This is a genomic window from Hydrogenophaga sp. GW101-3F08, assembly GCF_059424585.1.
In genome coordinates this window covers 234,231-254,283 of record NZ_JBWKZP010000002.1, presented here as the reverse complement: position 1 = coordinate 254,283, position 20,053 = coordinate 234,231, and the positions used below count along the sequence as shown (strand labels likewise).

Annotated in this window: 20 protein-coding genes; 15 read left to right on the top strand and 5 right to left on the bottom strand. The window is 68.2% G+C overall.

What is annotated here, in order from left to right; all coding sequences use genetic code 11:
• The first annotated feature begins 43 nt into the window (after positions 1-43).
• From ybiB to AC07YZ_RS06840, 4 genes are all read left to right on the top strand, one after another.
• Entirely contained in the window at positions 44-991 is a 948-nt protein-coding gene (ybiB, locus tag AC07YZ_RS06855) for a DNA-binding protein YbiB (protein WP_494794211.1), read from the top strand.
• Positions 988-1,809 carry a uroporphyrinogen-III C-methyltransferase gene (gene cobA / locus AC07YZ_RS06850; RefSeq protein WP_494794210.1) on the top strand — a complete coding sequence of 274 codons (822 nt, stop codon included), beginning with the start codon at positions 988-990 and terminating at the stop codon, positions 1,807-1,809. Before ybiB ends, cobA begins: the two co-directional genes overlap by 4 nt.
• A gap of 182 nt (positions 1,810-1,991) precedes the next feature.
• A complete protein-coding gene (locus AC07YZ_RS06845) occupies positions 1,992-2,675 on the top strand; it encodes a methyl-accepting chemotaxis protein (RefSeq protein ID WP_494794209.1) in 684 nt (227 codons plus the stop codon).
• 142 nt (positions 2,676-2,817) lie between these two features.
• Complete coding sequence (locus AC07YZ_RS06840) at positions 2,818-4,029, top strand: BaiN/RdsA family NAD(P)/FAD-dependent oxidoreductase (protein WP_494794208.1); 1,212 nt, start codon at positions 2,818-2,820, stop codon at positions 4,027-4,029.
• A gap of 12 nt (positions 4,030-4,041) precedes the next feature.
• Here the strand turns inward: AC07YZ_RS06840 and AC07YZ_RS06835 are convergent, their stop codons facing one another.
• Positions 4,042-4,773, bottom strand: a complete 732-nt coding sequence (locus AC07YZ_RS06835; RefSeq protein WP_494794207.1) for an ArsR/SmtB family transcription factor — start codon at positions 4,771-4,773, stop codon at positions 4,042-4,044.
• 140 nt (positions 4,774-4,913) lie between these two features.
• Here AC07YZ_RS06835 and AC07YZ_RS06830 point away from each other — a divergent pair, with 140 nt between their 5' ends.
• From AC07YZ_RS06830 to AC07YZ_RS06805, 6 genes are all read left to right on the top strand, one after another.
• A complete protein-coding gene (locus AC07YZ_RS06830; RefSeq protein WP_494794206.1) occupies positions 4,914-5,270 on the top strand; it encodes an NIPSNAP family protein in 357 nt (118 codons plus the stop codon).
• A complete protein-coding gene (locus AC07YZ_RS06825; protein ID WP_494794205.1) occupies positions 5,267-5,683 on the top strand; it encodes an antibiotic biosynthesis monooxygenase family protein in 417 nt (138 codons plus the stop codon). The genes AC07YZ_RS06830 and AC07YZ_RS06825 overlap by 4 nt, the downstream gene beginning before the upstream one ends.
• Before the next feature lie 129 nt (positions 5,684-5,812).
• On the top strand, positions 5,813-6,025 hold the full coding sequence (gene rpsU, locus AC07YZ_RS06820; protein ID WP_056273869.1) for a 30S ribosomal protein S21: 213 nt from the start codon (positions 5,813-5,815) through the stop codon (positions 6,023-6,025).
• 107 nt (positions 6,026-6,132) lie between these two features.
• Positions 6,133-6,579: a GatB/YqeY domain-containing protein gene (locus tag AC07YZ_RS06815; protein ID WP_226493911.1), complete on the top strand. Its 447-nt coding sequence runs from the start codon at positions 6,133-6,135 to the stop codon at positions 6,577-6,579.
• Positions 6,580-6,749: 170 nt separating this feature from the next.
• Positions 6,750-7,913, top strand: a complete 1,164-nt coding sequence (locus AC07YZ_RS06810; RefSeq protein WP_494794560.1) for an ABC transporter substrate-binding protein — start codon at positions 6,750-6,752, stop codon at positions 7,911-7,913.
• Between the two features lie 75 nt (positions 7,914-7,988).
• Entirely contained in the window at positions 7,989-8,603 is a 615-nt protein-coding gene (locus AC07YZ_RS06805) for a hypothetical protein (RefSeq protein WP_494794204.1), read from the top strand.
• Positions 8,604-8,618: 15 nt separating this feature from the next.
• Here the strand turns inward: AC07YZ_RS06805 and pmbA are convergent, their stop codons facing one another.
• Positions 8,619-10,070: a metalloprotease PmbA gene (gene pmbA, locus AC07YZ_RS06800; protein ID WP_494794203.1), complete on the bottom strand. Its 1,452-nt coding sequence runs from the start codon at positions 10,068-10,070 to the stop codon at positions 8,619-8,621.
• 181 nt (positions 10,071-10,251) lie between these two features.
• On the opposite strand from pmbA, the gene yjgA reads away from it, so the two are divergent.
• The 4 genes from yjgA to AC07YZ_RS06780 all read left to right on the top strand — a co-directional run bounded on the left by yjgA (position 10,252) and on the right by AC07YZ_RS06780 (position 13,973).
• The gene (gene yjgA / locus AC07YZ_RS06795; RefSeq protein ID WP_494794202.1) at positions 10,252-10,923 is read left to right on the top strand and encodes a ribosome biogenesis factor YjgA; all 672 of its coding nucleotides are present in this window, start codon (positions 10,252-10,254) and stop codon (positions 10,921-10,923) included.
• Complete coding sequence (mog, locus tag AC07YZ_RS06790; RefSeq protein WP_494794201.1) at positions 10,920-11,516, top strand: molybdopterin adenylyltransferase; 597 nt, start codon at positions 10,920-10,922, stop codon at positions 11,514-11,516. The genes yjgA and mog overlap by 4 nt, the downstream gene beginning before the upstream one ends.
• A 112-nt stretch (positions 11,517-11,628) precedes the next feature.
• Entirely contained in the window at positions 11,629-12,105 is a 477-nt protein-coding gene (locus tag AC07YZ_RS06785; protein ID WP_494794200.1) for an FKBP-type peptidyl-prolyl cis-trans isomerase, read from the top strand.
• A gap of 35 nt (positions 12,106-12,140) precedes the next feature.
• Entirely contained in the window at positions 12,141-13,973 is a 1,833-nt protein-coding gene (locus AC07YZ_RS06780; protein ID WP_494794199.1) for a chorismate-binding protein, read from the top strand.
• 1 nt (position 13,974) lies between these two features.
• Here AC07YZ_RS06780 and cysE read toward each other — a convergent pair whose 3' ends face one another.
• Positions 13,975-14,748, bottom strand: coding sequence for a serine O-acetyltransferase (gene cysE, locus AC07YZ_RS06775; protein WP_226493918.1), 774 nt, complete (start codon positions 14,746-14,748; stop codon positions 13,975-13,977).
• A gap of 9 nt (positions 14,749-14,757) precedes the next feature.
• Positions 14,758-15,537, bottom strand: a complete 780-nt coding sequence (locus tag AC07YZ_RS06770; RefSeq protein WP_494794198.1) for an RNA methyltransferase — start codon at positions 15,535-15,537, stop codon at positions 14,758-14,760.
• 231 nt (positions 15,538-15,768) lie between these two features.
• Between AC07YZ_RS06770 and AC07YZ_RS06765 the strand changes: the two genes are divergently transcribed.
• Positions 15,769-16,701, top strand: coding sequence for an inositol monophosphatase family protein (locus tag AC07YZ_RS06765; RefSeq protein WP_494794197.1), 933 nt, complete (start codon positions 15,769-15,771; stop codon positions 16,699-16,701).
• 39 nt (positions 16,702-16,740) lie between these two features.
• Here AC07YZ_RS06765 and AC07YZ_RS06760 read toward each other — a convergent pair whose 3' ends face one another.
• Entirely contained in the window at positions 16,741-19,968 is a 3,228-nt protein-coding gene (locus tag AC07YZ_RS06760; RefSeq protein WP_494794196.1) for a PAS domain-containing protein, read from the bottom strand.
• Positions 19,969-20,053 lie beyond the last annotated feature (85 nt).

The following is a 20,053-nucleotide window of genomic DNA, read 5'->3' as shown; positions in this document are numbered from 1 at the left end:
CATATAACGCCAGGTCATCAAGATTCCCGGACAATCGCGCACCATGGGTATCAGCCATTACATCAAGGTCATCGGTCGCGGCAAGGACGGCGCCCGTGCGATCACGCGCGAGCAGGCCACCGACCTGCTGGGCCAGGTGCTCGACGGCAGCGTGACCGACCTGGAAATCGGCGGTTTCTGCCTGGCCATGCGCATCAAGGGTGAAACCCCCGAAGAAATGGCGGGCTTCCTCGACGCGGCCCACGCCCGCTTGCGGCGCGTGCCCGACAACGGCCTCACCACCGTGGTGCTGCCCAGCTACAACGGTGCGCGCAAGCTGCCGGTGCTCACGCCCTTGCTCGGCCTGCTGCTGGCGCGCCACGGCGTGCCGGTGCTGGTGCACGGAACGGCCACCGAAGACAAGCGCGTGTTCGCCTCCAGCGTGTTCGCCGAACTGGGCATCACGCCCTCGCACGGCGTGTCCTCGCTCGCCGCGGGCGAAATCGCTTTTGCGCCCACCGAGGTGCTGAGTCCGGGCCTCAAGCGCCTGCTCGACGTGCGCCGCGCGGTGGGCCTGCGCAACCCGGCGCACAGCCTGGTCAAGCTCATGAACCCCTGCGCCGGCCGCGCCTTCATCGTCAGCAGCTACACGCACCCCGAATACGCGCTCTCCATGGCCGCCACTTTCGCCCTGACCGGCGCGCACGCCATGCTGCTGCGCGGCACCGAGGGCGAACCGGTGGCCGACGCGCGGCGCACCCCGAAGATGGCGGTGTTTCGCGATGGCGCCACCCACACCGTGCAGCCCGCGCAGGAAGGGCCGCTGGTCAGCCTGCCCGAGCTGCCGACCACGGTCGACACCGACAGCACCGCGCGCTACATCCGCGCCGTGCTCGACGGCGAACTGCCCGTGCCCACCCCCATCGCCCTGCAGGTGGAACACATCTTGCGAGAAATGCAGCGCCAGCCCGCGCTGGAGACCACGCTCGCTCAGGAGGTCACCACACCATGAACATGCCCGCCACCGTCAACGTTTCTTCCGCCACCCAGTTCAACCCGGGCACCGTCACCCTCGTCGGCGCCGGCCCGGGCGACCCGGAACTGCTCACCATCAAGGCCGCCCGCGCCATTGCCGCGGCCACCGTGCTGCTGGTGGACGACCTCGTGAGCGACGGCGTGCTGGCCCACGCCTCGCCCCGCGCGCGCATCGTTCACGTGGGCAAACGCGGCGGCTGCAAGAGCACGCCGCAGGCCTTCATCGAAAAACTCATGCTCATGGCCGCACGCGAAGGCGAGGTGGTGGTGCGCCTGAAGGGCGGCGACCCCTTCATCTTCGGGCGCGGTGGTGAAGAGGTGGAACACCTGCGCGCCGCCGGCATCGAGGTGCAGATCATCAACGGCATCACCGCCGGCCTGGCCGGCCTGACCTCGCTCGGCGCCCCGCTCACGCACCGCGATCATGCGCACGGCGTGGTCTTCATCACCGGCCACGCCAAGCCCGGCGACAGCGGCACCGACTGGCAGGCCCTGGCCGCCACCGCGCGCGACGCCAAGCTCACGCTGGTGATCTACATGGGCGTGTCCAGCGCCGAGCAGATCCAGGCCGATCTGCTCACCGGCCTGCCGGCCGACACACCGCTGGCCATCATCCAGCACGCCAGCCTGCCCCAGCAGCGCCACGCGATCACCACGCTGGGCGAGCTGCGCGCCACCATCGCCCGCGAACAGTTGGGCAGCCCGGCCGTGATCGTGGTCGGTGACGTGGTGCGCGGCGTGGCCGCGATGGATCTGCCACAGCCGCAACCGCTGTTGCTGTCGCGCGCCGCCTGAGCGGCCAGGGCGTGCTGCACCGGCCGATCGGGCTGGGCCTGCCATTCCGTTCGGCCTGAGCCTGTCGAAGCAAGCCTTTCAACAGGCTCAACCGTTGGGCGCACCCGCCGCGCGCCATGCTGGTGCGCCGCACACCGCCCGGGCAGATGCAACCATGGCCCGGCGATTGCTTGGTGTCGGCCATGACACCCCTCGCCACCCGAAGCACCACCCCATCGCACCAGGACACGCCGGACCACATCGCGGGCCTGTCACTGGTCAACCTCGCCGCGCGCCAGCGCATGCTCTCGCAGCGCATGATCCTGCAGACCGTGCTGGCCGCCAGCGGTGACGCCGGGTGGCATCGCGCCGCCCAGCGCAGCCTGCGCATGTTCACCGAAAGCCAGCAACACCTGCAGGCCACCACCGCGCAGCTCGATCCCGCCAGCGCCCGCAAGATCACCGAAACCTACCAAGGCCCGCGCGGGGTCGGCCCCGTGGTGCAGGCCTTCATGCAGCTCATGCGCAGCGCGCTCGACCAGATCGAGGCGCGCAGCCCGCGCGTGTCCGCCACCACCGCCGAGCTGGTCGGCCACACCGATCGCATCCTCGAAGCCCTCAACACCGCGACCACCGCGTTCGACGAAGTCGCCAAGGCGCACTCGGACGCCATGATGAAAGAACTGGTGGGCATCGTGGACGACATCCAGAGCGTGGCCAAGGAGGCCAAGGTGGTGAGCTTCAACGCGCAGGTCATGGCCGCGCGGGCCGGGCAACACGGCCGCGAGTTCGCCGTGGTGGCCAACGTGCTGTCGGACATCACCAGCGAGATCGACCGGCTCACGCGCAAGGCGGCGGTGCTGGCCGAGCGCAGCAGAGGACGGTGAAGCACCCCCGCCGTGCTTCGCACGTCCCCCCTCAAGGGGGCGGCACCTGCGGCCCGGCGAAGCCGGTTCCGCAGTACCCCTGGGCTTGGTCACCTCGTTCGAGTCGAATCGCCCACCGGTCCGTGCGCCTACACTGCGCGCCATGCAAGATTTCGACGCCATCGTCATCGGCGCGGGTGCGGCCGGTCTTTTCTGTGCCGGTGTCGCGGCCCAGCGCGGCCTGCGTGTGCTGCTGCTCGACCACAGCGAGAAGGTGGCGGAGAAGATCCGCATCTCGGGCGGCGGCCGGGCCAACTTCACCAACCGCGACATCGATCCGCGCGCGCCGCACAAGCACTTCCTGAGCGAGAACCCGAACTTCTGCCGCTCGGCGCTCTCGCGCTACACGCCGGCCGACTTCATCGCGCTGCTGCAGAAATACGGCATCGCCTTCCACGAGAAGCACAAGGGTCAGCTGTTCTGCGACCGCTCGGCCGAGGACCTGATCGCTCTGCTGCTGGCCGAGTGCGAGGCCGGCGGCGTGGTGCGCTGGCAACCCTGCGGCGTCAAAGCCATCCGCGTGACCGGCGATGGCAGCTACGAACTCGACACCGAGCGCGGCACGGTGGCCAGCCGAGCGGTGGTGGTCGCCACCGGTGGTCTGTCCATCCCGAAGATCGGGGCCACCGATTTCGGCTACCGCGTCGCGAAGCAGTTCGGCCTGCGCTGCGTCGAACCCCGCCCCGGCCTCGTCCCACTCACCTTTGACGGTGAGGCTTGGGCGCCTTATGCCAATCTCGCTGGACTGGCCCTGCCGGTGCAGATCGAGACCGGCGACAAGAAAAACCGGATGAGCTTCGCCGAAGACCTGCTGTTCACCCACCGCGGCCTCTCGGGCCCGGCCGTGCTGCAGATCTCCAGCTACTGGCGCGAGGGCACGCCGATCCGCCTCAACCTGGCGCCCGAGGTGGACCTGCCCGCGGCCCTGGCGCGCGCCAAGGCCACGTCCCGCAAGCTGATCGCCAACGAACTGGCCACGCTCGTGCCCAGCCGTCTGGCGGACGCCTGGGTGGCGCAAGACACCGACTGGCAACGCCCCATCAGCGAAGCGTCGGACAAGGCCCTGGCCCGGCTGGCCGAGCGCCTCTCGCGCTGGGAGCTCACGCCCACGGGCAGCGAGGGCTACCGCAAGGCCGAGGTCACGCTCGGCGGCGTGGACACGCGCGAGCTGTCTTCGCAGACCATGGAATCGAAACAGCCCGGCTTGTATTTCATCGGCGAGGTGGTGGACGTGACCGGCTGGCTCGGCGGCTACAACTTCCAATGGGCCTGGGCCAGCGCCCACGCCTGCGCGATGGCCCTGCCCGGCGCCTGACCCCCGGTTCTCTCAGTCACCCACGACGTCGCGCCAGCGCGCGGTGCCCAGCCAGTCGCGCAGGGCCAACGCGCCCGGCGGCGTGATGGTGAGCGCGCGCGTGCCCGTCCCCCGCAGCAGCCAGCCCCGTTCCAGGCAATGGCGGCAGATCAGTGCACCCAGGTGGCCGGCCAGATGCATGCGGCGTTCGCTCCAGTCCAGGCACGGGCGGCAATGCGGCCGCCGCCCCGGGCCGCCGGCCAGCAGCGCCCCACCGGCGTCCAGCCCCAAACCGAGCAAGGCATCCCCCGCACGATCGGTCACGTGGCCCGCCGTGTCGTCGCCGTCGAACACCACCGCCCCCGACGCCAGCAAATGGCCGGCGATGGCCACGCCCAGACGACCGGCCAGGTGGTCGTAGCAGGTGCGCGCCATGCGCAGCGCGGCATCGCGCGGGCCGACGGCCAGGCGACGGGGCACCGCATCCCGAGGCGGCGCGGCGAGCTGCATCAGGCCTTCGAGCACCCGCGCCACCTCGGGCGAAGCCAGCCGGTGGTAACGGTGCCGCCCCTGGTGCGCCACGTGCAGCAGCTGTGCCTCCACCAGCAGGCCCAGATGGCGACTGGCCGTGGCCGGTGTGATGCCGGCCACGTCGGCCAGTTCGCGGGCGGTGAGCGCACGCCCGTCCATCAAGGCCATCAGCATGGCGGTGCGCGCGGGCTCGCCGACCAGGGCGGCGACGTGCGCGATGCGGTTCGTTTGCATGGCCCGAGTGTGCGGCAAACCCGCGCTGCGACGCTTCGCTCCACAGCGAAGCATCCTGGTCGAGCCCCGCGACACCATGAGGTCCCATGTCGGACCCATCGCTTCCGATCCCTCGTCCCCATTGTGAAGGAGAACCCTCCATGACCATCACCTGCTTCATCCGCTACGAAATCGACCCCTTTCAGCGCGAGGCCTTCCGGGCCTACGCCGAAAACTGGGGCCGCATCATCCCCCGCTGCGGGGGCCACCTGCTGGGCTACTTTCTGCCCCACGAGGGCAGCAACGTCGAAGCTTGGGGCCTGATCGCCTTTGACAGCCTGGCCGCCTACGAGGCCTACCGCGCCCGCCTGCGCGCCGATCCCGAAGGCCAGGCCAACTTCGCCCTGGCGCAGCAGCAGCGTTTCATCCTGCGCGAAGAGCGCCGTTTCACCGAGGTCGTCGCCGGCACGTTCGAGCGCGCCGCCGGGCCGGTCGATACCGCGGAGGTGCTCGCATGATCGCCGTGATCTTCGAGCTGCAGCCGAACGACGGGCAGCGCCAGGCCTACCTGGACACCGCCGCCGCCCTCAGCCAGGAACTGCAGGGCATGGACGGTTTCATGGGTGTGGAGCGGTTTGAAAGCCTGCTCCACCCCGGCAAGCTGCTGTCGCTGTCGTTTTGGCGCGACGAAGAGGCCGTGCGGCGGTGGCGGGGTCTGGAACACCACCGCCAGGCCCAGGCGGCAGGGCGCGCGCAGCTGTTTGCGGACTACCGCCTGAGGGTGGCCGAGGTGCTGCGCGACTACGGTTTGCACGACCGGGCGCAGGCGCCCGTCGATTCAAGGAGCTTTCACGCCCCCGGTCTCTCCGGCCACCGCATGGACAAATCCCGCGCTGACGGGGAGTTGCCTGCACGCCGCGAAGGGCTATAATCCAAGGCTTTGCTGGCAGACCCCCGTCGGCCAATACTAGTTAACAGGCGGGGGAACTTTGCAGAAACGACGCTCGGGCCCGATCTTCCCGGTCATCCTCTTTCTGTGCATTCTGGAATTTCTTCTTCAATGACGACCATCCGTGTAAAAGACAACGAGCCCTTTGACGTCGCTCTGCGTCGCTTCAAGCGCACCATCGAAAAGCTCGGCCTGCTGACCGACCTGCGCGCCCGCGAGTTCTACGAAAAGCCCACCGCCGAACGCAAGCGCAAGAAGGCCGCCGCCGTCAAGCGCCACTACAAGCGCGTGCGCTCCATGCAGTTGCCCAAGAAGCTGTACTGAAGTCGAGCCGCCGGTCTGCCCGGCAGCCGAAAAAGCCCGCTGGAGGACGCTCAGGCGGGCTTTTTTCATTCCAGCAACCCTCTCACCCCCACCCCAGGAGCCCCACCATGAGCCTCAAAGAACGCATCACCGAAGACATGAAAGCCGCCATGCGCGCCAAGGACAGCGAGCGCCTGGGCACCATCCGCCTGCTGACCGCGGCCATGAAGCAGAAGGAAGTGGACGAGCGCGTGGAGCTGGACGACACCATGGTCATCGCCATCGTCGACAAGCTGATCAAGCAGCGCAAGGACAGCATCGAGGCCTTCACCAAGGCCGACCGCATGGACCTGGCCGACAAGGAGTCCGCCGAGATGAAGGTGCTGCAGGCCTACCTGCCGGCGCGCCTATCGGCCGAGGAAGTGGCCACCGAGGTCAGGGCCATCGTCGAAGAACTCGGCGCCAAAGGTCCGGGCGACATGGGCAAGGTCATGGGTGCGGTGAAGACCCGCCTGGCCGGCAAGGCCGACATGGGCCAAGTGTCGGCGGCTGTCAAGGCCGCACTGGCGGGATAACGCCACAGCGCCCGCCCTGGTGGCGCTGCAAGCTGACGGATTGCTGACCTCCACCGCTCGACTCAGGGAAAACCGCGTTCCGCCAGCCACGCCGGTCTTCATAGACTCTGGGCACTTTCAAGAGGTGTCCCATGCAGCGACTGCGTTTGTTTGTTCCCCGGGCCATCGGAATGCTGGCCACCGTGATCGCATTGTCGACCGCTGCCCAGACACCGCCCACCGTCAAAGTCGGCGTCATCGGCCCCTTCAGTGGCCCTTCCTCGGATTTCGGCAACCCGATGCTGCACGGCATACAGCTGGCGGTGGACGAGATCAACGCCGTCGGCGGCTACCTGGGGCGCCCGCTGGAACTGGTGATCAAGGACGACCAGGGCAATCCGGATGTGGGACTGAAGGGCTCACAGGAACTCGTCAGCGCGGGCGTTGTGGCCACCATTGGCTTTTGCAACACCGGCGTGGCGGCCCTGTCGCTGGACGTGTTCCAGAGCAACCAGTCGCCTCTGATCATTCCCTGCTCGACCGGCACGCCGCTGACCACCAAGTTTCCCGCGCCCCAAAGCTACATCTTCCGCACCTCGGCGCGGGACTCGATCCAGGCGCCATTCGTGGTGGACGATCTGGTCAAACGCGGCTGGACCCAGGTCGCGATCTTTGCCGACACCACGGGCTATGGCGAGGCGGGCCTGAAGGACGTGGAAGCCGCACTGGCCGCCAAGGGCCTCAAAGCCGTGCACGTCGCGCGCTTTCCGCTCGGTGTGAAAGACCTGAAAGAGCCTCTGAAAACGGCGCAGGCTGCTGGCGCCAACGTGGTGTTCAGCTATACCGTGGGCCCGGAGAACGCAGCCATTGCCAATGGCCGGCGTGAGCTCAAGTGGGATGTGCCCCAGGTGGGCGCGTGGCCCCTGTCCTTCCCCTTCTTCATCGATGGCGCCAAACAGGCCGCCGAAGGCGCGTTGATGGCGCAGACCTTCATCGCGGAGCCCAGCAACGAGCGGCGAGCAGCGTTCCTGAGCGCGTATGCACGCAAGTACAAACACAAGATCGCCGTGCCCATGGCTGCGGCCCAGGCCTACGACAGCACCTACCTGCTGACCTACGCGCTGTTCGGCATCCGCAACGGCAAGTTCGGCGGCCCGGCCGTCAAGGCCGCGCTGGAAAACATTCCGCGCGTCTACTACGGCGTGGTGGCCACCTACGAACGCCCCTTCACGCTCGAAGACAAGGACGCCATCAGCCAGAACATGCTGGTCATGGGCAAGGTGCGCAACGGCGCCGTGACCTTTGCCTACCCCGAGGACGCCAAACGCAACCTGTTCGTGCAACGCAAGCAATAACGCACACCCAGCCGAGCGATGCACTGGGGCTTTCCCACTAGAATTTGCCCTCCTTCACTTGCACCACACAGGGCCATGGCGTTCGGAAACCAGAATCACAGCTCCTTGCGGGCCTCCATCGTCCTTTTTCTGGCTGCGTGCAGCGCGCCAGCGTGGGCGGAAACCACCTACGCCTGCAAGACCGAAGGCGGCACGGCTTACCGATCGCGGCAGCCCTGTCCGAGACTGCCCACACCGGGCATGGTCTATTACGGTCCGGCCCGTGAGGCACCGAAACCGTATGAGCGCCCCGTGCAACGGATCGAACGGGCAGGTGAAGAACAGGCCTACATGAGCGCCCGATGCGTCACGATGCAGGACGGCATCCGCACCGCGCCCAACCGCGGCCTGAGCTACGAGACGGTGCGCGAGATGCAACAGAACTTCGAGCGGGAGTGTTCAGACGAACGCTCGAAGGCCTATCGCCAATTGCGTCAGGATCAGCGCAGCAAGGAAAAGCAGGCCGAGGAACAACAGGAACTGGCCCAGCAGCGCCGGTTCGAATCCCAGGAAGCGGAAACCCGCTTTCGCAACCAGTGTGCGGAAATGCGCATGTCGATCCACCGTCGCAAACAACGCCCCAACCCGAGCGAAGGCGATCTGCGGGATCTGGCGCTGTTCGAAGAGCGCTACAGCGAGCGCTGCCTCTGAACCGGGCCTTCGCGCTCAGCTGCCCGCGACCTTCATGCGGTTGACCAGGATCGAACCCACAGTCTTGGCGCCGTAGTTGTAGGCGTCGGCGCCCACGGCTTCGAGCCCCAAGAACATGTCCTTCAGATTGCCGGCGATGGTGATCTCGTGCACTGGGTAGGCGATCTCGCCGTTTTCCACCCAGTAACCCGAGGCGCCGCGTGAGTAGTCGCCGGTCACGTAGTTCACGCCCTGGCCCATGAGTTCGGTGACGAACAGGCCGCGCCCGAGCTTTTTGAGCATGGCCTTGAGATCGTCGCCGGGCAGGGTCAGGCGGCTGGTGAGCGTGAGGTTGTGCGAACCACCGGCGTTACCGGTGGTGCGCATGCCGAGCTTGCGCGCCGAGTAGGTGGAGAGGAAATAGCCCTGCACGCGGCCCGCGCTGAGCACTTTGCGCTTCTGCGTGCGCACACCTTCGTCGTCAAAGGGTGAACTGCCTTTGCCGTTGCGCACGTGCGGGTCTTCCACGATGTCGAGGTGTTTGGCCAGTACCCGTTTGCCTAGGCTGTCGTTCAGGAACGTGGTCTTGCGGTAGAGCGCGCCGCCGCTGGTGGCCTGCACATAGGCCCCCAGCAGGCCAGCGGCCAGCGGCGACTCGAACAGCACCGGGCACTCGGTGGTGGCGATCTTGCGGCCATTCAGGCGCGCCAGCGCTCGCTCGGCGGCATAACGGCCGATGGCCTGCGGGCTGGCCAGGTCTTCGGGCGAGCGCATTGAGCTGTACCAGTGGTCGCGCTGCATGTTGGCGCCCTTGCCGGCGATGGGTGCCACCGACAGGCTGTGGCGCGAGCTGGCGTAGCCGCCGCTGAAGATGCCGGGTTTGCCGCGTTCGCCGCCGCGCATGTGGGCCGAGAAAAAATGCGACTGCTGGGCCGAGACACCGGCGCCTTCGCTGTTGCGGATCTGTTTGCTGGTGGCAAAGGCCGCGGCTTCACAGGCCAGGGCGATGCGCAGCGCCTCTTCGGAAGTGATGGACCAGGGGTGAAACAGGTCCAGATCGGGGTAACTGTCGGCCACGTCCTGCGGGTCGGGCAGGCCGGCCACCGGGTCCTCGGCGGTGAAGCGGGCGATGTCGTAGGCGGCCTGCACCGTCTGGCGGATCGCGTCGGGGGAGAAGTCGGAGGTGGAGGCGTTGCCGCGCTTCTGTCCCAGGTAGATGGTCACGCCGAGCGACTTGTCGCGGTTGCGCTCCACGTTCTCCAGCTCGCCCTTGCGCACCGACACGCTCAGGCCCGCGCCCTCGGACACCTCGGCCGCCGCGTCGACCGCGCCCAGTTGCCGAGCGTGGCCCAGCGCCAGGTCCACCAGGTCTTCGAACTGGCCCCGCGCGTACTGGAAACCCGTCAACGGGGTCCGCCCGTTGGCCGCGGTGGCGGCGGCGGGGTTGGTTGCGGGGACTGGGGCCGGGGTATTGGGAGCTTTTTTCATGTGGACGGCTATGATACTTGCCGGTCCCCTTTTTGTTCTCTCACCCATCCCCTTTCCCGCAACGCCAGAGGCACGGCCGTCCTGGCCAGCGCGGATCCACCCTTCGTCAAGCCCAGGGTGGACCGCAGCTGGCGCCCTTTGAGGGGTGAGGCCGCAGGCGGTGCAGGGGATTCATACCAACATGTCCCGCAAACCCACCAAAGGCTATTTCGTCCGTGGCCAGTTCGTCGCCGAAGGCAGTGAACTGGACCTGGAGCTCAAACGCGAGCTCAAGGGCTCGGCCGACATGAGCAAGACGGACCTGAAAAAAGAGAGCGACCGGCTGCAGGCACTGGGCGAAAGCATGCTCACGCTCAGCGCCACGGTCATGGCCCGGCTCGCGGACGCGCACAGCCTGTCGGACAAGCTGACCGACGCGCTGGCCGAGGCCAAACGCATCACCAACTTCGAAGGCCGGCGCCGCCAGATGCAGTTCATCGGCAAGCTGATGCGCAAGCTCGACGAAGACGCCATCGCCGCCATCGAGGCCGCGCTGGAAGAACAGCGCAAGCCCTCGGCGCAGGCCACGCTGGCCTTGCACCAGGCCGAACAATGGCGCGACAAGCTGATCGCCGACGACGACGCGCTCACGCGCTGGCTGCAGTTCGACGCCGGCGCCGACGTGCAGCAGCTGCGCGCGCTCATCCGCCAGGCGCGCAAGGACGCGCAGGCCCTGAAAGAACGCCCGGGCGAAGCCGCGCGCCACGCCAAGGCCTACCGGGAAATTTTCCAGATCGTCAAAGCCGTGCTCACGCAGAGCAGCGACGAGGCCGGCGGCGACGAACCTCCCGCCGAAGACAGCGAACAGCCATGAATCCAACCTCCCCCACCAGTCCCCCAGCCGCCGCGCCGGTGCGCATCGGCATCGTGTCCATCAGCGACCGCGCGAGCAGCGGCGTCTATGAAGACAAGGGCCTGCCCGCGCTGCAGGACTGGCTCACGCGCGCGCTGAAAAACCCCATCACTTTCGAGCCGCGCCTGATCCCCGACGAGCAGGCCACGATCAGCGCCACGCTGATCGAACTGGTGGACGCAGGTTGCGCCCTGGTACTCACCACCGGCGGCACCGGACCGGCCAAACGCGACGTGACCCCCGAAGCCACGCTGGCCGTGGCGCACAAGGAAATGCCCGGTTTTGGCGAGCAGATGCGCCAGATCAGCCTGGCCTTCGTGCCCACGGCCATCCTCTCGCGTCAAGTGGCCGTGATCCGCGACCAGAGCCTCATCATCAACCTGCCGGGCCAGCCCAAGGCCATCGCCGAAACGTTGGAGGGCCTGAAAAACGGCGACGGCAGCCAAAAGGTCAACGGCATCTTCACCGCTGTGCCTTATTGCATCGACCTGATCGAAGGGCCCTACCTGGAAACCAACGACGCGGTCTGCAAGGCCTGGCGGCCGAAACGGTAACCCCCCCTGCGCCGCTTCGCGGCTTCCCCCCGGTGGGGGGACGCACCTGGTGGCCCGGCTAAGCCGGTTCCACGGGTGCCCTTGATAAGACACTTCACTCGAATATTCCCCCATGAAAATCACCAAAGACACCATCGTCACCATCACCTTCCGCGCCACCGATGCGCAGGGCAAGCTGCTGGAGGACGGCAAGGAGCCTCGAGCCTACCTGCATGGCGGCTACAACAACACCCTGCCTGGGATCGAGAAGGCGCTGGAAGGCCAGGAAAAGGGTTTTTCGGCCCAGTTGGTGCTGCAGCCCGAAGACGCCTTCGGCGCGCGCGACGAGAGCCTGGTGCACAGCATTCCCAAAAGCGAATTCCCGCCCGGCGTGAAGGTGGGTGGCCAATTGCAGGGCACCGACGACCAGGGCCGTGAGCAGGTCTTCACCGTCAAGAAGATCAAGGGCGACACGGTGCACCTGGATGGCAACCACCCGCTGGCCGGGCAGATGCTGCGCTTTGCGGTGAAGGTGGTGGATGTGCAGGCCGCGTCGGCCGAAGAGGTCGCCCACGGCCACGCGCACGGTGCGCACGGCCATCACCACTGAGAGACCGAGCGCCGCCAGACCGGCCCTTTCCCATCTTGCGCGCTGTCATCGATTTTCCCGACACCGCCCCCCAGGCCGTGTCGGGAGGCCGTTTGCGGGCCTGCTTCGACCAGCCCACCGAGGTCATCGAGGCCTGGTCTCTGGCCGAGGTGTTCGGCGCGATTGAACGGGTGCAGGCCCATGCGGATGCGGGCCGCTGGTGCGTGGGCGGTCTGGCCTACGAGGCCGCGCCGGCCTTTGACGCCTCGCTGCCCGTGCAGGCGCCCGATCCCGAATGGCCGCTGGTCTGGTTCGGGGTGTACGAGGCCCCGCTCACCACCCCCATCCTTTCATCGGACCGGCCCCGGACGGCGCACTGGGCCCTGCCCGAGTCGCGCGCGCACTACCTGGCCCAGGTGGAGCGCGCGCAGCAAGCCATGGCCGCGGGCGACTGCTACCAGATCAACCTGACCACGTCCCTGGCGGGCACGCTCAACGGCGAACCCTCGGCCTGGATGCACGCCCTGCGCGCGCGGCAGCCCGATGGTTACCTGTTGTGGCTGGACGGTGGGCGCCGCCACGTGTTGAGCGCCTCGCCCGAGCTGTTTTTCGACTGGCAACCCGACGGGCAAGGCGGCCGCTTGCTGTGCCGCCCCATGAAGGGCACCGCCGGCCGGGAGGGCGACCCGACCCTGGACGCCGCCGCCCGCGAGCGACTGCTGGCCAGCCCCAAGGAGCGCGCCGAAAACGTGATGATCGTGGACCTGCTGCGCAACGACCTGAACCGGATCGCGCGGCCGGGCTCGGTGCGGGTGGACCGGCTGATGGAGGCCGAGGCATGGCCTTCGGTCTGGCAGATGACATCCAGCCTCTCGGCCCGGGCCCGTGTGGGCACCACGCTCACGGACGTGTTCAGCGCCCTCTTCCCTTGCGGCAGCATCACCGGCGCCCCCAAGCGGCAGGCCATGCACTGGATCACCCGGCTGGAGCCCGGGCCCCGCGGCTTCTACTGCGGCGCGCTGGGCGTGGTCCGCCCCGGTGGACATGCGACCTTCAACGTGCCGATCCGCACCCTGACACTGCAGCACCACGACCCGGTCACGCCCTCGGCGTGGCAAGCCCGCTACGGCGTGGGCAGCGGGTTGACCGTCTACGCCGACCCCGCCGCTGAATGGGACGAACTGATGACCAAGAGCCACCTCCTGCACCGGGTCAGCGAACCCTTCTCGCTGCTGGAAACCCTGCGCCTGGAAGGCGGCGTCTACTGGCTGCTGGAGCGCCACCTGCAGCGCCTGCAGGACAGCGCCCGCCACTTCGGCTACCCCTGCGATCTGCCGGCGCTGCGCGAGCAGTTGTCCCGACTGGCCGGCGCAGGACACGCGCAGGGGCTGTGGCGCGTGCGCCTGACCCTGGACGCCCAGGGCGCGATCGAGCTGCAGGCCTTTCCCATGGCCGACACCGCCCAGCCGGTGCGCGTGGCGCTGGCGCCCGCGCCCCTGACCACGGGCGGCGCGTTGCAGGAGTTCATCCGCTACAAGACCACGCGGCGTGCGCACTACGACGTGCTGGCCCCCACCGACCCGGCGGTGTTCGACCACCTGCTGGTCAACGAGCGCGGCGAACTCACCGAGTTCACCCGGGGCAACGTGGCACTTCGGCTCGACGGCGTGTGGCTCACGCCCGCGCTCTCCAGTGGACTGCTGGCGGGCACCTACCGGGCCGCGTTGCTGGCCGAAGGCCGACTGGGCCAGGCGGTGCTCACCACCGGGGATCTGGCCCGTGCGCAGGGCCTGGCGTTCTACAACAGCCTCAGGGGCTGGCTGGACGCGGAGCTGGTGGCGCGTGCGGACGCGCCACCGCAGGCCGCCGCCGCGCCGGGCAGCAGGTGATTCACTTGCCCACCAGCTGATTCAGCTTCTCGGCCTCGAAGCACTCGCTGCGGGCCGCATCCGAAGGCACGCAGTCGCCGCTGGCCTTGTTGGCCGAGAGCTTCTCGATCGCCTGCCACAGCAGCGCGATCTGGTGTTCCTGCCCGGCGGCGCTGTCGATCAGGCCGCGCATCGCCTGCGACAGCGGGTCGTCTTCCTGCGTGATGCCATAGGCCTGGAACTTCGGATGGGCCTCGGTCACGTCGGCGCTCTCGCCCTGCTTGCTCGGGATGATGCGCGCCGGAATGCCCACCGCGGTGGCGCCCGGCGGTACCGGCTTGATCACCACCGCGTTGCTGCCGATCTTGGCGCCATCACCCACCACGAAACCGCCCAGCACCTTGGCGCCCGCACTGACCACCACGTCCTTGCCCAGTGTCGGGTGGCGTTTCGCGCCCTTGTAGAGCGAGGTGCCGCCCAGCGTCACGCCTTGGTAGATCGTGCAGCCGTCGCCGATCTCGGCCGTCTCGCCCACCACCGTGCCCATGGCGTGGTCGAAGAAAACGCGCTCCCCCAGAACGGCGCCCGGGTGGATCTCGATGCCGGTCAGCCAGCGTGCGATGTGCGAGGTGAAACGCCCCAGCCACTTGAACCCGTGCGTCCAGCACCAGTGCGCCGGGCGGTGCAGCCAGACGGCATGCAGGCCGGGGTAACAGGTGATGACCTCCCAGGTGCTGCGCGCCGCAGGATCGCGATCGAGGATGCACTGGATGTCGGAGTGGAGTCGGGCAAACATGCGCTCAGTCTATCGCTTTGCCTTCGCAGCGGTCTGCAACATGGCCTTGGCCACACCACGCAGGATGTGGATTTCTTCTTCGGTCGGTGCAGCCCGGTTGAAAAGCTGGTTCAGGCGCGGCATGAGCTTCTTGGGCGCCTCCGGATCCAGGAAGTCCACCGCCACCAGCGCCTGCTCCAGATGCTGCAGCATGCCGGCCAGGGCCTTGGCGTCGGCCAGCGGGCGCTCGGGCGTGCTGGCGGGTGGCAGGGCGTAACCGCCCAGCGCCTGGCGCCAGTCGTAGGCGATCAGTTGCACCGCAGCGGCCAGGTTGAGCGAGCCGAACTGCGGGTCGGTCGGAATGCTCAGGCAGGTGTGGCAGCGGTACACGTCCTCGTTGCGCATGCCAAAGCGCTCCGAACCGAACAGAAAAGCCACGCCCTGCGGCGCGGTGTTGGGGGGCTCGTCGCCGGCGTGGCCCGCCGGCGCGGGGGCACCGTGGCCCAGCAGCGCGGCGAAGTGTTCGCGTGGGTGCCGCGTGGGCGGACCGAAGTCGCGCGGGGTCATGGCGGTGGCGCACAGATGGTCCATGCCGTCCAGCGCTTCGTCCAGCGTGTCCACGACGCGGGCCTTGTCCAGCACGTCGTTGGCACCACTGGCGCGCTGGATGGTTTCCTCGCGCCGCAACACGTTGGCCCAGCGCGGCGCCACCAGCACCAGGTCGTCAAAGCCCATGACTTTCATGGCGCGGGCGGTGCCACCCACATTGCCGGCGTGGCTGGTCTGGATCAGGATGAAACGCGTTTTCATGAGGGAATCCCCCCGCGCCGCTTCGCGTCACCCCCCAGGGGGCCACACCAGCAGCCCGGCGGAGCCGGTTCTGCGGTGTGTGCCGGGTGGGGCTCGCGCTTCGGTGAGGTGTTTGGTGTGTTGAAACGGTAAAATCCCCGATTGTCGCCGCCCCGTATCGCCTGGGGCCCAGCCTTCCCGCTCTTCCACTGTCACGCGAGCAGCCCGCTGCCGCGCAAAGGTTCACAATTCATGTCGTCCACACTCCACCCCATGCTCAACGTGGCCATCAAGGCCGCTCGCCTTGCCGGCACCATCATCAACCGTGCCGCGCTGGACGTGGAGTCGGTCCGGGTCTCCGCCAAGCAGACCAACGATTTCGTGACCGAAGTCGATCACGCGGCCGAAGCCGCGATCATCGACACCCTGCTCACCGCCTACCCCGATCACGCCATCTGGGCCGAAGAATCGGGCAAGCGCCCGGGCAAACACGGCGGCGCAGACCATGTCTGGATCATCGACCCGCTGGACGGCACCACCAACTTCATCCACGGCTTCCCGGTCTACTGTGTGAGCATCGCGCTCATGGTGGGCAACAAGCTGGAACAGGCCGTGGTCTACGACCCGAGCCGCAACGACCTGTTCTGCGCCACGCGCGGACGCGGCGCCTACATGAACGACCGCCGCATCCGCGTGGCCAAACGCATCGCCATGCGTGAGTGCCTGCTCTCCACCGGCTTTCCGTTCCGCCCGGGGGACGCCCTCCAGACCTACATGCAGATGCTGGGCGACGTGATGCCCAGGTGCGCCGGCGTGCGCCGCCCCGGCTCGGCCGCGCTCGACCTGGCCTATGTGGCCGCGGGCTTCACCGACGGCTTCTTTGAAACGGGCCTGTCGCCCTGGGACGTGGCCGCGGGCGCCCTGCTGGTGACCGAGGCCGGGGGCTTGGTGGGCAACTTCACCGGCGAAGCCAATTTCCTGGAACAGAAGGAATGCCTGGCGGCCAACCCGAAGATCTACGGCCAGATGGTGGGCGTGATCGGTAAATACAGCAAGTTCGCCAGCGCGGGTGACAAGGCCGCCCTGCGCCAGTCGCTGCCCAGCTCGGCGGCGCCCGCCGACGGTGCCACCCCGCCGGCCAGCGACGAACTCCCCTCGTCGGAACAACCCGCCGCACCGTTCTGACCACCTGACATCCGGGACGCCCGCACCTGCCGGCTTTTTTCAGGCCGGCGGCAGGGTCCACCAGAAGGTGGCGCCGGTGTCGGGCGCGGACTCGGCCCAGATGCGCCCGCCGTGGCGCTCGATGATGCGCGCCACGATCGCCAGCCCCACCCCGGTGCCGGGCACGTCGGAGGCCGCGTGCAGGCGCTGGAACAGGCCAAACAGCTTTTGCGCGCGGGCCATGTCAAAGCCCATGCCGTTGTCGCGCAAGAAAAACGCCTGCTGCACCTGGTCAAAACCGAGCACCAGTTCGGGCTGGGCCCGGTGGCGCGAGTACTTCAGGGCGTTGTCCATCAGGTTGACCAGCACCTGGCGCAGCAGGACGGCGTCGCCCATCACCTCGGGCAAGGACTGCCGTTCGATGCGGGCGTGCGGCACCCCCGGCCCCAGGTCGTCGGCCGCGCCCAGTGCCAGCAGGTTCATGTCCACCGGCACCGGCGCCAGCTCCACCCGCACCACCCGCAGCAGCTCCAGCATGTCGGTGATCATCTGGCCCATGCTGCGCGAAGCGCGGGCGATGCGACCGAACATGTCGCTGGCCAGCGGGCTCAGACGCCCGCCCTCTTCCTCCAGGATCAGCGCGGCGAAGCCGTTGACCGAGCGCAGCGGCGCGCGCAGGTCGTGGGCGATGGAATAGGAGATGGCCTCCATGTCTTTCATGGAACGCTCCAGCTCGGCGGTGCGCTCGGCCACGCGCCGCTCCAGGCTGGCGTTGAGGGCACGCACCTCCTCCTGCGCGGCCACCCGCTCGTGGATGTCCAGGTGGGTGCCCGAGATGTACAGCGCCCGCCCGTGCTCATCGCGCCTGTGCACCCGTCCGCGGTCGTTGACCCAGATCCAGCGGCCGTCCTTGTGCCGCATGCGGATGTCGCATTCGTAGTAGGGGATCTCGCCACGCCAGTGCCGGTGCAGCACCTCCTGCGCGCGCTCCAGGTCCTGCGGTTGCACCAGCCGGCGCCAGGTGTCGAAGGTGACGGGTTGCAGCTCTTCGACGGTGTACCCCAGCATCTCGGCCCAGCGGTCGTTGATCTTCATGTCCCAGGTTTCGAGGCTGGTTTCCCAGATGCCCGGGCGCGTGCCCTCCAGCACCCACGCCAGGCGCTGGCGCTCCTCGCGCAGGGCTTCCTGGCCGCGGAAATAGGAGGTGACGTCGGTGTAGGTCCGCACCATGCCGCCGTCGGGCAGCAGGCGCGTGAACACCTCCAGCGCGCGTCCATCGCGGGTCTTGCGCACATAGGTCTCGGGTGGCTGCGCGTCGGGAAAGCGTGCGACCGAGCGGCGCGTGACCAGGTCCAGCAGTTCCAGGTTTTCACCAAAATCGCCTCGTTCGGTCTGGAACCGCACCACCTCCCGGTGGGTCGGCTGGCTCGCCAGCAGCGACTCCGGCAGCTCCAGCAGCTCCAGCATGCGCTGGTTGTAGAAGCGCACGCGCCCCGCGCTGTCCACCATGGTCAGGCCCTGGCTCATGCTGTCGAATGTGAGCTGCAGCGCCGCGCTCTTTTCGGCCAACAAGGCGCTGGTGGCCTGGAACTGCTGCCGCGCGCGCTGGCGCTCGGCGTGGGCGCGCCAGGCCAGCACCAGCTGACGCACCGTGCCCAGCAGGGGCTGCAGGAACTCGACGTCGGCCTCGCTGTAGCCGCCGGGCTGGTTGGCCAGCCCCACCATGGCCACCAGCCGGCCCCCCACGGCGAGCGGAATGCCCAGAAAGGCCGACATGCCCGGATGGCCCGACGGGCGACCACCCGCTCGCGGGTCGTTCAGGGGATCGTTGGCAATGACGATCTCGCCCGTGGTCAGGGCATGGCCAAACAGGGTGGCGGGATTGCGAAACTCCAGGCCGGCCTCGGACTGCTCGTCGTACTGGCGCCGGGTCTGCTCGTTCCAGGCGATGTTGGTGATCGCATGGGTCTTGAGGTAGGGCTGGTCGCGCAGGTCGTACAGCACCTCGCCCACGAAACCATATTCGCTGTCGGTGACGGCCAGCAGCGAGGCCAACAGACCCTCGAAGGCCTGTCGCTTGTCTTCGGTCTCGATGAACAACGCCTGCGCCTGGCGCACGGCGTCGAGCAGGCGGTGCTGCCGCTCCAGCGCCTGGGCGGCCAGTCGGGACTCGGTGACGTCGAAGGTGAAGCCGTGCCAGAGCACCGAGCCATCGGCCTCGCGCTGCGGCACCGCCTCCGCGCTGTACCAGCGCAGCCCCCGGCGAGGCAACTGGATGCGGTAGACCTGCCGCCACAACGTGAGATCGCGCGCGGACGCCGCCAGGGACGAGACCATCTGGGGAAGATCGTCCGGGTGCACGCGGGCATAGAAGAGCCTGGCGTCGCGCGCGAGATCGCTCGCGTCCAGTTCCACCATCTCGCGCACCGCGTCGTTCACGTAGGGAATCGTGCTGCTGCCGTCGGGATACAGACGGATCTGATACACCATGCCCGGCACCCGGGCCGCGATGTTCTGGATGAAACGCAGCTGGCCCGCCAGTGCCTGGGTGGCTTCGCGCTCGGCCGTGATGTCCTGCACCACACCGAAGTCGGTCTGCGGATTGCCCGCCACCGCGGTCTGGCCGATGCGGGTGCGCAACCAGCGCTGCTGACCGTCGGGCCGCCGCCAGCGGTACTCCAGCTCGCGACCGTCCTTGGCCTCGCGCGCGCTCTGCCAGGCCGGCATGTCCTCGGGGTGGATGCCGGAGCGGCCCTCGCGGCGGCTCAACACGGGGCTGGGCTCCAAGCCGGCGATGGCGAACAGCCCGGGTGACCAGAGCACGTCCTGGTCGTTGCGGGCGTTGGTCCAGTGGCCCACGCGCGCGAGCTTCTCGATCACGCCGTGCAGCTCCACCTGTTGCTGCAGCTCCCGGTGCGCCTGCTGCAAGGCCTGCTCGGCCTCGAACTCCTTGGTCACGTCGGACAGGAACACCAGCAACATGGGCTCGGGCCGCACCGCCAGCAACGAGGTGTGCAGCCGGACCCGCCGCTGCCGGCCATTGCTGTGCACCAGACACATCGAAGCGACCGAGGGCAGCGGCGCCTGCAGGTAACGCTCCCGCGCGGCCTCGTCGGGCCAGTGCCCCAGCTCCACCGTGGTGCGTCCGATGGCCTGCTCGCGCGACAGCCCGGTCAGGGCCACCCAGGCGTCGTTGATGGCGAGCAGGCGCCCGTCCGACACCCGGCTCAGGCTGCCCGCCAGCGGCGCGCTCAGGAACATCGCCTCGTACGGCAGCTCCGTCTCCATCGGCCATGGCCCCGGCTCCGAGGGCGTCTGACCGGTTTCGGATGGGGCTGCGGGCTCTGGGACGGCGTTGACCATGCGTGCGGAC

Excerpts from the sequence above, each read along its gene's own strand:
- ybiB (WP_494794211.1), top strand. The coding sequence starts at position 44 with ATGGGTATCAGCCATTACATCAAGGTCATCGGTCGCGGCAAGGACGGC.
- cobA (WP_494794210.1), top strand. The coding sequence starts at position 988 with ATGAACATGCCCGCCACCGTCAACGTTTCTTCCGCCACCCAGTTCAAC.
- AC07YZ_RS06845 (WP_494794209.1), top strand. The coding sequence starts at position 1,992 with ATGACACCCCTCGCCACCCGAAGCACCACCCCATCGCACCAGGACACG.
- AC07YZ_RS06840 (WP_494794208.1), top strand. The coding sequence starts at position 2,818 with ATGCAAGATTTCGACGCCATCGTCATCGGCGCGGGTGCGGCCGGTCTT.
- AC07YZ_RS06835 (WP_494794207.1), bottom strand. The coding sequence starts at position 4,773 with ATGCAAACGAACCGCATCGCGCACGTCGCCGCCCTGGTCGGCGAGCCC.
- AC07YZ_RS06830 (WP_494794206.1), top strand. The coding sequence starts at position 4,914 with ATGACCATCACCTGCTTCATCCGCTACGAAATCGACCCCTTTCAGCGC.
- AC07YZ_RS06825 (WP_494794205.1), top strand. The coding sequence starts at position 5,267 with ATGATCGCCGTGATCTTCGAGCTGCAGCCGAACGACGGGCAGCGCCAG.
- rpsU (WP_056273869.1), top strand. The coding sequence starts at position 5,813 with ATGACGACCATCCGTGTAAAAGACAACGAGCCCTTTGACGTCGCTCTG.
- AC07YZ_RS06815 (WP_226493911.1), top strand. The coding sequence starts at position 6,133 with ATGAGCCTCAAAGAACGCATCACCGAAGACATGAAAGCCGCCATGCGC.
- AC07YZ_RS06810 (WP_494794560.1), top strand. The coding sequence starts at position 6,750 with ATGCTGGCCACCGTGATCGCATTGTCGACCGCTGCCCAGACACCGCCC.
- AC07YZ_RS06805 (WP_494794204.1), top strand. The coding sequence starts at position 7,989 with ATGGCGTTCGGAAACCAGAATCACAGCTCCTTGCGGGCCTCCATCGTC.
- pmbA (WP_494794203.1), bottom strand. The coding sequence starts at position 10,070 with ATGAAAAAAGCTCCCAATACCCCGGCCCCAGTCCCCGCAACCAACCCC.
- yjgA (WP_494794202.1), top strand. The coding sequence starts at position 10,252 with ATGTCCCGCAAACCCACCAAAGGCTATTTCGTCCGTGGCCAGTTCGTC.
- mog (WP_494794201.1), top strand. The coding sequence starts at position 10,920 with ATGAATCCAACCTCCCCCACCAGTCCCCCAGCCGCCGCGCCGGTGCGC.
- AC07YZ_RS06785 (WP_494794200.1), top strand. The coding sequence starts at position 11,629 with ATGAAAATCACCAAAGACACCATCGTCACCATCACCTTCCGCGCCACC.
- cysE (WP_226493918.1), bottom strand. The coding sequence starts at position 14,748 with ATGTTTGCCCGACTCCACTCCGACATCCAGTGCATCCTCGATCGCGAT.
- AC07YZ_RS06770 (WP_494794198.1), bottom strand. The coding sequence starts at position 15,537 with ATGAAAACGCGTTTCATCCTGATCCAGACCAGCCACGCCGGCAATGTG.
- AC07YZ_RS06765 (WP_494794197.1), top strand. The coding sequence starts at position 15,769 with ATGTCGTCCACACTCCACCCCATGCTCAACGTGGCCATCAAGGCCGCT.
- AC07YZ_RS06760 (WP_494794196.1), bottom strand. The coding sequence starts at position 19,968 with ATGGAGACGGAGCTGCCGTACGAGGCGATGTTCCTGAGCGCGCCGCTG.